A 14624-nucleotide genomic window follows, 5' to 3' on the forward strand; every position below is an offset into this window, starting at 1 on the left:
TTATGCGCTTTGCTGTATTGATGCGTAAACAAAATATGGATAACCCATGGGTTTCTTACCGTTGGGTACCTCAAGAGGTGGTGCCTGATTTGGGGCAATTTAATAGCAATCAAAGTAATGCCATTTCAGGACAGTTTCTCGGGCGCGATGCCGAGGGAGAGTCTTGGTTATTTACGGGCTACGAACTTGACCTTTTCCCTGATGAGTCAGAGGGTTACTATCTCAATGTTTCTGCCACAACCCCAAGTTGGTTTGTGATGTGGCGTCTTGAGGAAGATATTGAGCGATATGTTGACGAGCAATCTCTCGAGTTAGCAAAGGCGGAATCATCATTCGCTGTGCCACATCGAATTTGCGTTAGCTATAACGAAGCCGCTCGCTTGCTTGACGGTGGAGAATCAGTTGATACCGTTCCCATGAGTGAGCAGCATGCGTCTTGGTTACAAGAGTATGTAAATGATAAGTATCATCCAGAGCCTAAAAAGCGTCATAAGCCTGCATCATTTAAGGGTGCACAACGCCCAGCGGAGGAATAATGGCTGACGGGTTTCTCGGTCGTTGGTCTAAGCGTAAGGCGGGTTTAGAGGCGGATCCTGCAGAGAAGAAAGTCGAAGCGCCTAAGGAGTCATCTCCAGTTCCGTCAACTGAGAAGATTGAAGATGAGGCACCACCGTTGCCCACATTGGATGATGTTGCGAAGATTGATCGGTTTGATCCCGATTTTTCTGCCTTCATGAAGCCAGATGTTGACCCCTCTGTTCAGCAGGCTGCCTTAAAGAAAATGTTCACAGACCCCCATTTCAACATCATGGATGGGTTAGATATCTACATTGATGATTACAGCAAACCAGATCCACTACCGCCAGGAATGCTTGAAAGAATGGTGCAGAGCGATATGTTGAATCTTTTCAGCAAGTCTCCCGAAGATCCTGCTAAAGAGGTAACCGCAGATTCTCGACAAACCGAGATTCAAGCCTCTAATCCTGAGTTGGAGGCTAGCGCCTTGGATGCACAAAAGCAAAGTGATTTAACATCCAAACAACCAAATCTCTCCACCCAGTTGGACGAGGTCCCTAAAGATGCCTCGACTGAGCCTGAACAGAAAAAAACTTAAGAAGATAGCGCATGAGTCAAAAATTAGTCTGTAACTGTAATAGCACCATGCCCTTGGATGCAAAAGCACTTGGTGTGCCGATGCACACTGCTTTATGTAGACAAGAGGTCGGATCATTTTTGAAAGCCCTAGAGGGCTCAGATTCTGTAGTGGTGGCATGCACACAAGAGGCTGCACTTTTTGGTGAGTTGGCTGATCAAGCTGAGAAGCCTCTAGTTGCCCCACTGCGTTTTGTAAATATCCGTGAAGTTGCCGGGTGGACGCAAGAAGCAAAAGCATCGGGACCCAAGATTGCTGCACTACTGGCTTTAGCTGATATGCCTGAAGCTGATCCAGTTCCGGTGGTGAATTATGAGAGCCAGGGCAGGTTGTTGATTGTTGGCGCAGGATCTCAAGCAATTCCATGGGCAGAAAAATTAAGCTCCGCTTTAGATGTTTCCGTTCTGTGTACTGAGCCTGGTGATTTGCCGCTCAACAGAAGTTATCCAATCTACACCGGTGCTGTTACGAAGTTAGACGGATACCTCGGCAACTTTTCAGTGGACTGGGATTTGCAAAATCCAATTGATCCCGAGATGTGTACTCGCTGCGGTGCTTGTGTCGAAGTTTGCCCTGAAGGCGCTATTGATCTCTCCTTCCAGATTGATTTGAATAAATGTAAGTCTCACCGTGCTTGCGTTACTGCCTGCGCTGGTATTGGCGCTATCTCATTTGATCGAAAAGAGCGAAAGCGTAATTCTGAATTTGATTTGATTTTGGATTTACGTACTGATCCAAAAATGCGCATGAGTCAAACCCCGCAAGGCTACTTTGCCCCTGGCAATGATCCTCTCGATCAAGCGCTCGCAGTTAATCAATTAACTGAGATGGTGGGCGAGTTTGAGAAGCCAAAATACTTTACTTACAACGAAAAGATTTGCGCGCATGGTCGCAATGGCAAAGTAGGTTGTAGTGCTTGTATTGATGTTTGCTCAACCGGCGCTATTGGTTCCATCTTCAAAAATGGCCAGGGCTCGGTCGAGGTTAATCCAAATCTGTGTATGGGCTGCGGAGCCTGTGCCACCTCTTGCCCATCGGGCGCAATGAGTTACAACTACCCTAGTGTTTCTCATCAGGGGAAAGAGTTAAAAACAATAGCGAATGTATTTACAGCTGAAGCCAAAAAGATCAACCAAGCTATGGCACCTAGTTTGCTGTTGCACACTTTAAAAGCTGGCACTCAAATGATTGATGGCTTGGGCAGATCCTCGCACATCATGCCCAAACAGTACGAAGGTCTGCCAGCATTTGTTATTCCTTATGGCATTGAACATATTGCCTCAACTGGTTTGGACTTGTGGCTTGGCGCCTTGTCCTATGGTTTTGCTGAAGTCATTTTGTTGCTAAGTGGGGATGAAGATCCTGCATACCGTGCCGCTCTTGAAGGGCAGGCAGAATTGGCGAATAGTATTCTGAAAGCGTATGGGTTTGATGAGCGCATTCAGTTGGTATTGGCAAGTTCTACTGATGATTTATCGACCGTATCGAAAGCAATGGGAGCATTACGTCAACGCGGCTCTCTAAATCCAATTTGTACTCCCGCCACCATGGGCTTGTCGAATCAGAAGCGAGAAACACTTGAGGCGGTTTTAGAGCATCTGCAAAAGCAAGCTAAGACACCTTTACCTGAAGCAGGCGTGGCGCTTCCTAAGTCCTCATTATTAGGTGGACTAACAATTAACAAGGATGCTTGCACCTTGTGTATGTCTTGTGTAAGCAGCTGCCCTGAAGGTGCGCTTTTAGATAATCCTGATGAGCCCATACTTTCCTTTATTGAGAAGCAGTGCGTTCAATGCGGAATTTGTGCGCAAACCTGTCCAGAGCATGCATTAACTCTTGCTCCTCGTTTGCAGACTGTAGAGCAACGTAAACAAAGAGTAACGCTCAATGAAACCCAGCCTTTTCATTGCATTAGTTGTGGCAAAGTTTTCGGAACACTCAAGATGGTTGACTTGATGCTCACCAAGTTGGGCGCGCATGGCGCTTTTGCTGGAGCAGCAATGGATCGATTGAAGATGTGTAGTGATTGTCGAGTGGTAGATATGGTGAAAAAAGAACATGAGTGAAACAGCTAAAGAAGTTGCAAAAGAAAATTTGACGGCTGAAGTGGGGGACGTTGGCCTGCCTGAGGATTTGGCAAGAGCGGATTTATATGGCCTGATTGCTCGCTTGTTTCAGTTGCCGCCAGATCAAGAGTTGCTAGATCAAATTGCAGCCACAGCAGAGCAGCATGACGCTGCTGATGAGGCGCCTTTGGCAAAAGTCTGGATGGATGTTGTTGAGGTTGCTAAAAATAATCCTGCCAAGGCCTGGCACGACGAGTTTGACTTGAATTTCATTAGCGTTGGCAAGCCTAATGTGGTGTTGAACGGCTCTTTTTATATGGCTGGCCACTTAAATGAGAAGCCTTTGGTCAATATCCGCAGAGCTCTGCAGGAGTTTGGGCTTGAGGCTGCGGAAGAGATCACTGAAACAGAAGACCACATTTCAGCGCTTTGCGAAGTGATGCGATACCTCATAGCTGGGGATGATGTTGAAATCTCCAACCTTACAAACCAAAGGGTTTTTTTTAATGAGCATATTCGCCCTTGGTATGACGAATTGTGCGATGCAATAGAAGGCATTCCAGAGATGCATTTGTATCACCCGGTTGCCGCGCTAACCAGGGAATTCCTAGCTATTGAGGGACAAGGCTTTGACATGATTTAATGTTGCAGCGCAATAGAGGGTAAGCCTTATATGTAATTCGATATGACAATATGCGAAAAATGCAATTACCAATTACACTTGATCGAAATCAATAAAAACCAATTAGGAGCAAGCCATGAGCACTAAATCAAATGTTGCTTTAAGCGAAGAAAACAAACCATCACGCCGTAAGTTTTTTATTGGCGCAGGTGCCACTGTTGGCGCTGTTGCAGTGGCTTCTCAAACTTCAGTTGGTAAAGCGGTGATGCAAGAAATTGGCAGCACAGTAAAGCCCAATCATGATGGTCAGCAAATCACTGCACACATGCGCAAGTATTACGAAACTACAAAGCTTTAAGTATTAGATCTAGTTGGTTATTCAATAAATAAAAAAACTTTCTCAGGGACACCATATGAGTCTGACTCGTAAATCAAATACCCCACAAAGCAGCCGCTCTTCATCTCATTTGATAGGTAGCCTATCTCGTGGTTTGAAGGCAGCAGTTCCAACAATGGACCGTCGAACTTTCTTAAAGCGTTCAGGCGTTGGAGTTGGAGCCGGTATCGCTGCTAGCCAATTGACCATGGTGCAAAAAGCAGTTGCTGAACCTAGCAAAGCAATGCTGGATGGCAAGGGCAAGATTGAAGTTAAGCGCACCATCTGTACTCACTGTTCAGTAGGTTGCGCTACAGACGCTACTGTTGAGAATGGTGTGTGGGTTCGTCAGGACTCCGTATTTGATTCACCAATCAATATGGGTGCGTATTGTGCAAAAGGCGCCTCATTGCGTGAGCACGGTCACGGTGACTATCGTTTGCGTTACCCAATGAAGTTGGTTGACGGAAAGTATCAACGTATCTCTTGGGATCAAGCGCTTACAGAAATTACTGCGCAGATGAAGAGCATCCGTGAGAAATATTCTCCTGATGCAATGTTCTTTATCGGATCATCCAAGCACAACAACGAACAGGCCTACTTACTCCGTAAGTGGGTCTCTTTCTTTGGCACTAACAATACAGACCATCAGGCTCGTATCTGTCACTCCACAACAGTTGCCGGTGTTGCAAACACTTGGGGCTATGGTGCGATGACCAATAGCTATAACGACATGATGAACTCGAAGGCTGCTTTGTACATTGGTTCAAATGCAGCAGAAGCTCACCCTGTTTCCATGTTGAGCTTGTTGCACGCTAAAGAGAATGGTTGCAAAGTGATCGTGGTTGACCCACGTTACACACGTACAGCAGCGAAGTCAGATCAATACATTCGCATTCGCTCTGGCACAGACATTCCTTTCTTGTTCGGACTTCTGTATCACATCTTTAAAAATGGTTGGGAAGACAAGAAGTACATCAATGACCGCGTTTACGGCATGGAAGAGATTCGTAAAGAGGTTATGGAGAAGTGGACTCCTGCTGCAGTTGAAGAGGCTTGTGGCGTACCAGAAGCTCAAATGTACAAAGCTGCAGAAACTATGGCTAAGAACCGTCCAAGCACTGTTGTTTGGTGTATGGGCCAAACACAGCACACCATTGGTAACTCCATGGTTCGTGCATCATGCATCTTGCAATTGGCATTAGGTAACGTTGGTAAATCAGGCGGCGGTACAAATATTTTCCGCGGTCACGATAACGTTCAGGGTGCAACTGACGTAGGTCCTAACCCAGATTCATTGCCTGGCTACTATGGCTTGGCTGCTGGTTCATGGAAGCACTACGCAACAGTTTGGGGTGTTGATTACGAGTGGATCAAGGGTCGCTACGCACCTGACATGATGGAGAAATCCGGTACTACCGTTTCTCGTTGGGTTGATGCCGTTCTTGAAAACAACGACATGATCGATCAGCAGACTAACGTTAAAGGGTTGTTCTTCTGGGGTCACGCGCCTAACTCACAAACACGCGGCTTAGATATGAAGCGTGCGATGAATAAGTTAGATTTATTGGTTGTAGTTGATCCTTACCCAAGTGCTACTGCAGCAATGGCAGCAATGCCGGCTGCTGAAGGTGATGCTGTTAATAAAAACCGTAATGTGTATTTATTGCCAGCTACAACTCAGTTTGAAACTTGTGGAAGTGCGACGGCATCTAATCGTTCCTTACAGTGGCGCGAGAAGGTTATCGACCCATTGTTTGAGTCAGTTCCTGACCACGTGATCATGCAAGCATTTGCTGATCGCCTTGGCTTTGGTCAAGAGTTGTCCAAGAACTACAAAATGCTCAACTCCAAATTTGCTGGTAAGCAATGGAAAGAGCCGCAAATTGAAGACATCTTGCGTGAGATCAATCGCTCCGTTTGGACGATTGGTTACACAGGCCAAACTCCTGAGCGTCTTAAAGCGCACATGAGAATGGTTGCAACGTTTGATCCGAAGACTCTGAAGTCTCGTGGTGGTGTAGACCCGGTTACTGGTTACGACACTACAGGCGATTACTACGGCTTGCCTTGGCCTTGCTACGGCACTGCCGCAATCAAACACCCAGGTTCACCTAATCTCTATGACACCAGTAAGAGTGTGATGGAAGGCGGCGGTAACTTCCGCGCCAACTTTGGTGTTGAGCGTGAAGGCGTGAGCTTACTGGCTGGAGATGGTTCTTGCTCTAAGGGCTCTGCAATCACTACTGGTTACCCAGAGTTCGACCACGTATTTGTGAAGAAGCTTGGTTGGTGGGATCAGTTAACTGAAGATGAGAAGAAGCTTGCTGAAGGCAAGAACTGGAAGACTGACTTGTCTGGCGGCATCCAGCGCGTGGTAATGAAAAACGGTTGCCATCCATTTGGTAACGCAAAAGCACGCGCAGTAGTTTGGAACTTCCCAGATGCAGTTCCAATTCACCGTGAAGCCCTCTACAGTACTAACGAGAAGATGATGCGTAAGTATCCAACTTCTGCGGATAAGAAGAACTTCTGGCGCTTGCCAACTCTCTATAAGACTGTTCAAGATCAAAACTTGAATCAGAAGCTATATGAGAAGTTCCCAATCATTCTGACTTCTGGTCGTTTGGTTGAGTACGAGGGTGGTGGTGATGAGACTCGTTCAAACCCATGGTTAGCTGAACTTCAACAAGAAAACTTTGTGGAGATCAATCCAAAGGCTGCAGCAGATCGCGGTATTAAGAACTGGGATTACGTTTGGGTTAAGTCTCCAACAGGTGCCAAGATTAAGGTTCGTGCATTGGTGACTGAGCGTGTAGATCAAGGAACTGCGTTTGTGCCATTCCACTTTGCTGGTTGGTGGCAAGGCAATGACTTGCGCAAGTACTACCCAGAAGGCGCAGCTCCAGTGGTTCTTGGTGAGGCGGTCAATACTGCAACAACCTACGGTTACGACCAGGTGACGATGATGCAAGAGACCAAAACCACTATGTGCCAAATCGAAAAATTTGCCTAAGTTAAAAAATAAAGTCAGGAGAACACAATGGCAAGAATGAAATTTATCTGCGACACAGAGCGATGCATCGAATGCAACGGTTGTGTCACGGCCTGTAAAAACGATAACGAAGTTCCTTGGGGCGTTAACCGTCGTCGCGTAGTAACAGTGAACGATGGCATCATTGGTCAAGAAAAATCAGTCTCAGTTGCATGTATGCACTGTAGTGATGCTCCTTGTATGGCGGTATGTCCAGTGGACTGCTTCTACCGCACTGACGAGGGTGTTGTGTTGCACGATAAAGATATCTGCATCGGTTGCGGCTACTGTTCCTTTGCTTGCCCATTTGGCGCACCACAATTCTTAAGCAAGGGTGCCTTTGGTACTCGCAGCAAGATGGATAAGTGCACATTCTGTAGCGGTGGTCCAGAAGAGAACGGTAGTGTTGCTGAGTTCGAGAAGTATGGACGTAATCGTTTGGCGGAAGGTAAGTTGCCACTATGCGCTGAGATGTGCTCTACCAAGGCATTGATTGGTGGCGATAGCGACATTATTTCTAGCATCTACAACAATCGCGTTGCTATTCGTGAGAAAAATGGTAAGTATCCAGGGTCTAAAGCATTTGGCTGGACTACTGCCTACGGCGGCCCAGATACACCTGCGCCAACACCAACACCTGCTGCAAAAATTCCAGGAGCTAAATAATGAAAGTTAATTTCAAAACTCTCGGTTTATGTTTTGCAGCAGCCACGTTGTTGGCTGCTTGCTCTGAGCCTCCAGAAATTGCTGCTAAGGCTGCTAAACGTCCAGACGTGGCCCCTTACATGGGCGCTAATAATGGTTTTATGACTAAGAATTGGACGCCAGGTAATCAGGCTAGTTGGACTGAGTCTGTTGATAAGCGCACCCAGGGTCAAAACGAATACAGCCGCATGAAGTGATCCACTAAATAACTATAAATAAAACGAAAACGTTTAAGGACATCTGTATGAAACGATCATTTTCAAAAGTTCTACGTGCTTTAGTGGTGACCGCAGGTTTGTCGCTGACTTTGGCAAGCGGAATAAGTCTAGCTGAGCGCGCACCGATGGCGCCATTGCCTTCTCCTAGCGGAGTGGACATCCCGCCATTGTCTGTGCCGGCCAATCCAAATGCTTTAGCTAACGGCACGCAAGCACAGGCTCAGCCAGCAAATCCATCCATATTTACTTCGGCTAATAGCGACCCTTACAACTATGTCAGCATTCCAGACAAAGAGGCTAGCGTATTGATTCAGCGTTCCGGGCAACAGTGGCGCGTAATTCGCAACGGTGTCATTACTGTATACGGTGGGTGGTTGCTTGCACTTGCATTCTTTGGTGTAGTTGCAATGTACACAATCAAAGGCTCAATCAAACTGCATGAGCCAATGTCAGGCGTAAAAATCAAACGCTTCAGCGCTTTTGATCGCTTGGTTCACTGGTTGATGGCTTTTAGTTTCTTGGCTTTAGCGTTTACTGGCCTATTGATTCTGTACGGCAAATATTTTGCGATGCCTTTGATGGGTGGAGTAGCTTACGGATCATTCTTGGATGTTTGCAAGAATATTCATAACTTCACTGGTCCATTGTTTACGATCTGTATCGTGATCTTCTTCTTGCTCTTCGTAAGTAAGAATATCCCAGGCAAGGGTGATATGAATTGGATCATGAACTTCGGTGGAATTTTGAATGGCAAACACATCCCGGCTGGTTTCTTCAACTTCGGTGAGAAATTCTGGTTCTGGTTTGGTATGACCTTCTTGGGTCTCCTCATTTCAGCCTCTGGGTTTGTGCTCGATATGATCGTGCCGTTCATGACTATTGAATACACACGTGGCACGATGCAGATTGCTAACATCATTCACAGTAGTGCTGCGATCTTAATGAGCGCGCTAGCGATGGGGCATATCTATATCGGTACTATCGGTATGCAAGGTTCAATCGACGGTATGAAGACTGGTTACGTTGATGCGACTTGGGCTAAAGAGCACCATGAGCTTTGGTACGACGATCTTAATAAAAAGGGTTAAGCCATGAAAAAAATCATTGCTTTCACATTCTGCGCTTTTGCCGGTACTGTAGCGTTTGCTGCACTACCTCCATTAACCCCTGAGCAAGCGGAAGCAGCAGCCTTAACTAAAGCTAAGGCTGCTTACGGAGATAGAGTAGGTGCTTACAAATTATGTCTGTCACAAAACAAGGTGGCGGATCAATTTAGAGCGCCAGGTACACCGGCTCCTGGAGCTTGTACTGCACCTCCACCATTTACTCCCCCGGTAGCTGCAGCAGCGCCAGCAGCACCTGCTGCGAAGTAATTAATCGGATAACAACTCTTGATGTAAGTAGCGTTTAGCTGCTTTTGTCTGGGGATTTTCAAAGAAGGGGCCTACGGGTCCCTTTTCTTTTATCTCACCTTGGTCAATGAAGATGATATGTTGAGCGAGTCTTTGCACTTGCGCTAGTTGATGAGATGAAAAAATCACATCCACGCCATGCTGATCAAATTTTCGAATGAGGTCTTCAACCTGTTCAGTGGTGTTGGGATCAAGATTGGCAGTAGGCTCATCTAATAAAACTAAATTGGGCTTCAGAAGAATGGCCCTTGCAAGGCAAAGTTTTTGTCTTTCGCCAGCAGATAATTTATGTGCTGGACTATTGGCTAAGTTGCTTAGACCAACTTCCTCCATGATCTGTTGGATATCCATTTTGGTGATGCTTGAATCGACATCTTGAACGATCCCAATGTTAGCGGCTGCAGAAGCTTTAATCATCGGGGTGTGATGCAGAACTAATGAAGTCTTAGTTTGGAAGGAGTAGGTGACGGAGCCGCTATCCGGTTTGATAAGGCCATCAAGCACCTTGAGAAAAGTAGTTTTCCCAGCACCATTCGGTCCAATGCAGGCGGTAATTCTGTCTGCGGGAATAATGGCATGTGGAATATTAAGAATGGTTCTGGCATTACTCTTGACAATGATGTCTTTGAGTTCAATGAACCTCTCAAAATTTTCGATAGTATTAACCATAGCGATGCTCCGCAATTTGGCGTACTGCAAAGGTAAATAAATTAGCTAGCAGGACAATCAATAGCAGGACTATGCCCAGTGCGAGGGCCAATGGAAGATCGCCCTTGCTTGTTTCAAGAGCAATAGCAGTAGTCATAGTTCTAGTGGAGCGATCAATATTGCCGCCCACAATCATGACGGCGCCAACCTCAGAAATGGCTCTAGCTAGGCCCGCAAGGACAGCAATCGTCAGGGAAAAGCGACAATCCCACAAAAGCCACTTAAAGCGTGATAGCGGAGGTAATTTCAGGCTTAGAAAAGAGTCCCTATGAACTCTCCAGGAATCTTCAAGGATTTGTCGGCTCAGAGCGGCGATTAAGGGGGTAGTAAGTAGTGTTTGGGCTACAACCATACCTTTGATGGTAAATAACCATCCCCATGCCCCTAAGGGTCCTGTGCGCGATAGCATGAGGTATACCAAGACCCCAACGATCACTGTCGGCACTCCCATGAGGGTATTCAGGGTCACAATAATCGTCTTTTTGCCGGTAAATTGTTCCGTCGCCAGAAGGGCGCCAATAGGTAGGCCTAACAGCGTGCCAATCAATAGGGCGCTGAGGCTGACCTGCAGGGAAACCATAACAATGCCCAAAACACCACCGTCTAGCTGGGCGAGTAAAGAAAGGGCGTCTTGGAAAGCTTTCAACATGCGCTTGATTCTATCAAGGCAATGGCAAAATGGCTGTAATGAGATTGATTTCCCTATTTTCGACTTATGGCTGAAGTGGTTTGCCTCTGCAACGAGGTCCTCGACGTGGATTTGCGTGAGTATTTGGATACCCATCCAATCGACTCTATTGATGAGTTGCGCGAGCAGGCCTCTATTTGCAATAAATGTATGCAGTGCCAGGATTTAATTGAGGGCGAAATCTATTTAGCGCGCGTACGGCGTCAACGTGCCGCGGGACAGTTTTAATGAGCCAAAGTAATTCTTCCCGTTTTACTGTTTTGAGTATGAATGTTCACAAGGGTGTATCACCCTTGCATCGACATGCAACGATTTATCAGTTGCGCCAAAAAATGCGCACTCAATATCCAGACCTCCTTTTTTTGCAAGAATTGCAACAAGAGCATCGAGGAAGATTAAGGCGTTTTGGGCAATGGCCGCTGACAGAGTTAACTCACTTCCTCTCCGAGGATTTTTGGCAGCACTGGCATTATGGAAAAAATGTGGAGTATCGCAATGGGCATCATGGCAATGCCATTCTCTCGAGGCATCCTCAGCAAAAAGGAAATAACTACGATATCTCAGCCTATCGTTTTGAGAGTCGGGGACTACTTCATAGTATTACCAGTCTGGATGGCGTTGATACGCCCATTCATTGTTTTTGCGTGCATCTGGCGCTCTTTGAGCGTGGCAGAGAGCGGCAGCTCGAGGCTATCATTAGGCACATTCGAGATTTGACGCAAGATGGGCCTACGATTGTTGCAGGAGACTTTAATGATTGGCGTAATCGTGTGAGTGCGCCAATGAAGGCTGCTGGATTTAATGAGGTCTTTGAGACACTCACTGGATCACCAGCCAAAACATTTCCGAGTGTGAGGCCGTTACTTCCAATGGATAGGATTTATGTACGCGGACTCAAAATTCATTCTGCGGAAATTTTGCATGAGTGGCTTAATTTGTCTGATCATCTAGGTATTACTGCTGAATTGGAACTTGTATGAATATTATGGCGTTTATTTTTGGATCCCTTTTCGGGTTCTCTCTCATATGGGTTCCGATAGTGCATGTCATTATTGTGCTTCTATTTGGCCTTCATTTAATTTCGGTTAGAAGGCCGGTTGGCGTAGCATTTGCATGGTTTCTGATCGTCATATTGATACCCCTTTTGGGAATTTCATTATATGTTCTGATAGGCGAGAGACCTGTAGGTCGAAAGCTGACGCGCAAGATTGTGCGCATGAATCATGAGTATGAAAAACTCACTGAGACGATACGTCAGGAGTTTGCGGCTGATAGACAGCAGTTGCCAGCTGAGGGTAGGGCCCTCAGTCTTTTGGCTGAGTCTAAAAATGGTTCACCAGTAGTAGCAGGCAACAAAATTGAACTGCATACAAACTCACTCAAAATCTTGCAAAATTTTATTGATGAGATTAATAACGCTAAGAAGAGCTTGCATCTGGAGTTTTATATTTGGGCTCTCGGCGGAGATGCGGATAGAGTTTGTGAGGCTTTAATTGCAGCATCTCAGCGCGGTGTAGCTTGCCGAGTATTGCTGGATTCTCTGGGCAGTAAATCTTGGTTTAAATCTCAATGGCCGGCACGTTTTCGTAAAGCGGGGATTGAGGTAACCGAGGCATTGCCGATTCAGGTTGGTCGCTTCCAGTTCCGTCGTGCTGATTTGCGTCTACATCGCAAGATATTCGTTATTGATGGTGCTGTAGTGTGGACAGGCAGCATGAATCTAGTTGACCCGCGGACGTTTAAGCAAGACTCAGGTGTAGGTGAATGGGTTGATGCCATGGTTCGCATTGAAGGCCCAGTTGCATCACAGTTTGAATTGACCTTTGCATTCGATTGGAGTGTTGACAACCCTAATATCACTAACTTTAGGGATCGTGAGCCACCTTCCTCTCCTCATGCTGGTGGCGCTTTGGCTCAGGAGTTCTCTTCAGGGCCGGTTTATCGTGATGATATCTTGTATCAAGTTCTACTCTCGGCCATTATGGATGCCCGTGAAGAGTTGACCATTACTACACCTTATTTTGGTCCAGATGATGGTTTAATCCAAGCGCTGATGGCTGCGGCAGCCAGAGGAGTTAAGGTCACCTTGATTGTTCCTAAGTTGAATGATTCCACGCTAGTTGCTTGGAGCAGTAAAAGCTTCTATGAGGATTTGATGAACTCTGGAGTAATTATTGCGGAGTTCCATGGCGGCTTACTGCACACTAAGAGCTTATTAATTGATAAGCGCATTGCCGTCTTTGGCTCTGTTAATTTTGATCAACGAAGCCTACGTCTGAATTTTGAAATCAGTCTGATTGTTTACAACGTTGATTTTTGCGCTAAGTTAGAAAAATTAATTGCGTCTTATTTGGCACAAGCTGATTATGTGGATCCAAAAGCTTGGGCAAAACGACCAACTTGGCGTCGTTATCTAGAGAATGCGGCGCATCTTACTTCGCCACTGCTTTAAATCGCGCCACTAGCTCGCATAGACGCTATCTCAGACTCGGACAGTCCGAGCTCTTTGAGAATGGAGTCAGTGTGCTCTCCTACCGCAGGAATGGGATCCATGCGGTATTCATAGCTGTCATTGAGGCCTGGAGGCAGAAGGGCGGCAATAGCGCCGTTTGGGGTGCCAACCTCAGTCCAGCGATTGCGTGCTTTGAGTTGCTGATGCTTCCAAAGGCCTGCCATATCATTGAGATGCGCATTTGCAATTTGCGCCTTGTCTAATCTGGCAATCAGCTGTTCTGAAGTGAGCTTACTAAAGCAAGCATCAATAATTTCTAAGAGCTCAGCACGTTTTTCATTGCGCTTAAAGTTGCGATCAAATCGCTCATCCAATGCAAGTGCTGGATTTTCTAATACCGTTTCGCAAAACTGTACCCATTCACGCTCATTTTGAAGACCCAACATAACCGTTTTGCCATCACCCGCTTTAAATGGCCCATATGGATAAATAGTTGCATGTGATGCGCCATTTCTAGGTGGTGGTTCTGCACCTTTGTAGGCGTAATACATTGGGAAACTCATCCACTCGCTTAATGCCTCCAGCATGGAGATATCAATTACCGTGCCTTTCCCAGTTTTCCCTCTTTGCAGTAATGCTGCCAAGATATTCGTATAGGCATACATCCCTGCGGCAATATCAGCAATCGAGTTACCAGCTTTACTAGGTGTTTCCGGCGTTCCGGTAATTGAAAGAAAGCCTGCTTCGCTTTGGATTAGGAGGTCGTAAGCCTTTTTGTCTCGATAAGGCCCATCATTCCCGTAGCCTGAGATGGCGCAGGTAATTAAGCCAGGATTTTCTTTTTGCAAAACCTCTGGGCTCAGACCCATACGAGAGGCCGCACCTGGCGCAAGATTCTGAATAAAGACATCAGCTGTTTTTAATAAATTCTTCAGTATTGCTATTGCAGAGTCTTGCTTGAGGTCAAGGGTCAAGCTCTCCTTAGACCGATTGACCCAAACAAAGTGAGAGGAGAGGCCCTCAACTTGGGTGTCATAGCCTCTCGCAAAATCTCCGCCGCCAGGACGCTCAATTTTAATAATGCGCGCGCCTAAATCAGCCAGTTGCCGAGTACAGAATGGCGCTGCAATAACGTGCTCGAGTGCAACAACCGTAATTCCATCTAAAGGACGAACGTTCATAAGAATCGC

The 14624-nt window shown here is 46.3% G+C and carries 16 protein-coding genes; 13 read left to right on the forward strand and 3 right to left on the reverse strand.

The genetic code is table 11. The annotated features are described in order from the left end of the window. The first annotated feature begins 2 nt into the window (after positions 1-2). The 10 genes from ICN23_RS07255 to ICN23_RS07300 all read left to right on the forward strand — a co-directional run bounded on the left by ICN23_RS07255 (position 3) and on the right by ICN23_RS07300 (position 9547). On the forward strand, positions 3-536 hold the full coding sequence (locus tag ICN23_RS07255; RefSeq protein WP_216231524.1) for a DUF3305 domain-containing protein: 534 nt from the start codon (positions 3-5) through the stop codon (positions 534-536). Further along, positions 536-1114 (forward strand): DUF3306 domain-containing protein, encoded by a 579-nt coding sequence (locus ICN23_RS07260; RefSeq protein ID WP_216231525.1) that lies wholly within the window; start codon positions 536-538, stop codon positions 1112-1114. The genes ICN23_RS07255 and ICN23_RS07260 overlap by 1 nt, the downstream gene beginning before the upstream one ends. 11 nt (positions 1115-1125) lie before the next feature. Next, on the forward strand, positions 1126-3219 hold the full coding sequence (locus ICN23_RS07265; RefSeq protein ID WP_216231526.1) for a 4Fe-4S binding protein: 2094 nt from the start codon (positions 1126-1128) through the stop codon (positions 3217-3219). Beyond that, the gene (locus ICN23_RS07270; RefSeq protein ID WP_216231527.1) at positions 3212-3862 is read left to right on the forward strand and encodes a molecular chaperone; all 651 of its coding nucleotides are present in this window, start codon (positions 3212-3214) and stop codon (positions 3860-3862) included. Before ICN23_RS07265 ends, ICN23_RS07270 begins: the two co-directional genes overlap by 8 nt. A 115-nt stretch (positions 3863-3977) precedes the next feature. After that, positions 3978-4199: a hypothetical protein gene (locus ICN23_RS07275; RefSeq protein ID WP_216231528.1), complete on the forward strand. Its 222-nt coding sequence runs from the start codon at positions 3978-3980 to the stop codon at positions 4197-4199. Positions 4200-4254: 55 nt separating this feature from the next. After that, complete coding sequence (locus ICN23_RS07280; RefSeq protein WP_216231529.1) at positions 4255-7233, forward strand: formate dehydrogenase subunit alpha; 2979 nt, start codon at positions 4255-4257, stop codon at positions 7231-7233. 27 nt (positions 7234-7260) lie between these two features. Further along, on the forward strand, positions 7261-7917 hold the full coding sequence (gene fdh3B / locus ICN23_RS07285; RefSeq protein ID WP_216231530.1) for a formate dehydrogenase FDH3 subunit beta: 657 nt from the start codon (positions 7261-7263) through the stop codon (positions 7915-7917). Then, positions 7917-8153 (forward strand): hypothetical protein, encoded by a 237-nt coding sequence (locus ICN23_RS07290; protein WP_216231531.1) that lies wholly within the window; start codon positions 7917-7919, stop codon positions 8151-8153. Before fdh3B ends, ICN23_RS07290 begins: the two co-directional genes overlap by 1 nt. Before the next feature lie 47 nt (positions 8154-8200). Next, on the forward strand, positions 8201-9262 hold the full coding sequence (locus tag ICN23_RS07295) for a formate dehydrogenase subunit gamma (protein ID WP_216231532.1): 1062 nt from the start codon (positions 8201-8203) through the stop codon (positions 9260-9262). Positions 9263-9265: 3 nt separating this feature from the next. Beyond that, positions 9266-9547 carry a hypothetical protein gene (locus ICN23_RS07300; RefSeq protein ID WP_216231533.1) on the forward strand — a complete coding sequence of 94 codons (282 nt, stop codon included), beginning with the start codon at positions 9266-9268 and terminating at the stop codon, positions 9545-9547. Here ICN23_RS07300 and ICN23_RS07305 read toward each other — a convergent pair whose 3' ends face one another. Both ICN23_RS07305 and ICN23_RS07310 read right to left on the reverse strand, forming a co-directional pair. Further along, positions 9548-10255, reverse strand: coding sequence for an ATP-binding cassette domain-containing protein (locus ICN23_RS07305; protein ID WP_216231534.1), 708 nt, complete (start codon positions 10253-10255; stop codon positions 9548-9550). Further along, positions 10248-10943 carry an ABC transporter permease gene (locus ICN23_RS07310; protein WP_216231535.1) on the reverse strand — a complete coding sequence of 232 codons (696 nt, stop codon included), beginning with the start codon at positions 10941-10943 and terminating at the stop codon, positions 10248-10250. The genes ICN23_RS07305 and ICN23_RS07310 overlap by 8 nt, the downstream gene beginning before the upstream one ends. 66 nt (positions 10944-11009) lie before the next feature. On the opposite strand from ICN23_RS07310, the gene ICN23_RS07315 reads away from it, so the two are divergent. From ICN23_RS07315 to cls, 3 genes are read left to right on the forward strand one after another with little or no spacing between them, the layout of a single operon-like run. Beyond that, positions 11010-11210 carry a hypothetical protein gene (locus tag ICN23_RS07315; protein WP_216231536.1) on the forward strand — a complete coding sequence of 67 codons (201 nt, stop codon included), beginning with the start codon at positions 11010-11012 and terminating at the stop codon, positions 11208-11210. Then, a complete protein-coding gene (locus ICN23_RS07320) occupies positions 11210-11962 on the forward strand; it encodes an endonuclease/exonuclease/phosphatase family protein (RefSeq protein WP_216231537.1) in 753 nt (250 codons plus the stop codon). The genes ICN23_RS07315 and ICN23_RS07320 overlap by 1 nt, the downstream gene beginning before the upstream one ends. Next, positions 11959-13434, forward strand: a complete 1476-nt coding sequence (gene cls, locus ICN23_RS07325) for a cardiolipin synthase (protein WP_216231538.1) — start codon at positions 11959-11961, stop codon at positions 13432-13434. Before ICN23_RS07320 ends, cls begins: the two co-directional genes overlap by 4 nt. Here the strand turns inward: cls and ICN23_RS07330 are convergent. Then, on the reverse strand, positions 13431-14615 hold the full coding sequence (locus tag ICN23_RS07330; RefSeq protein ID WP_216231539.1) for a CaiB/BaiF CoA-transferase family protein: 1185 nt from the start codon (positions 14613-14615) through the stop codon (positions 13431-13433). The two genes, cls and ICN23_RS07330, sit on opposite strands and share 4 nt — an antisense overlap. Positions 14616-14624: the final 9 nt, after the last annotated feature.

Source organism: Polynucleobacter sp. MWH-Jannik1A5, assembly GCF_018881795.1.
Taxonomy (GTDB): domain Bacteria; phylum Pseudomonadota; class Gammaproteobacteria; order Burkholderiales; family Burkholderiaceae; genus Polynucleobacter.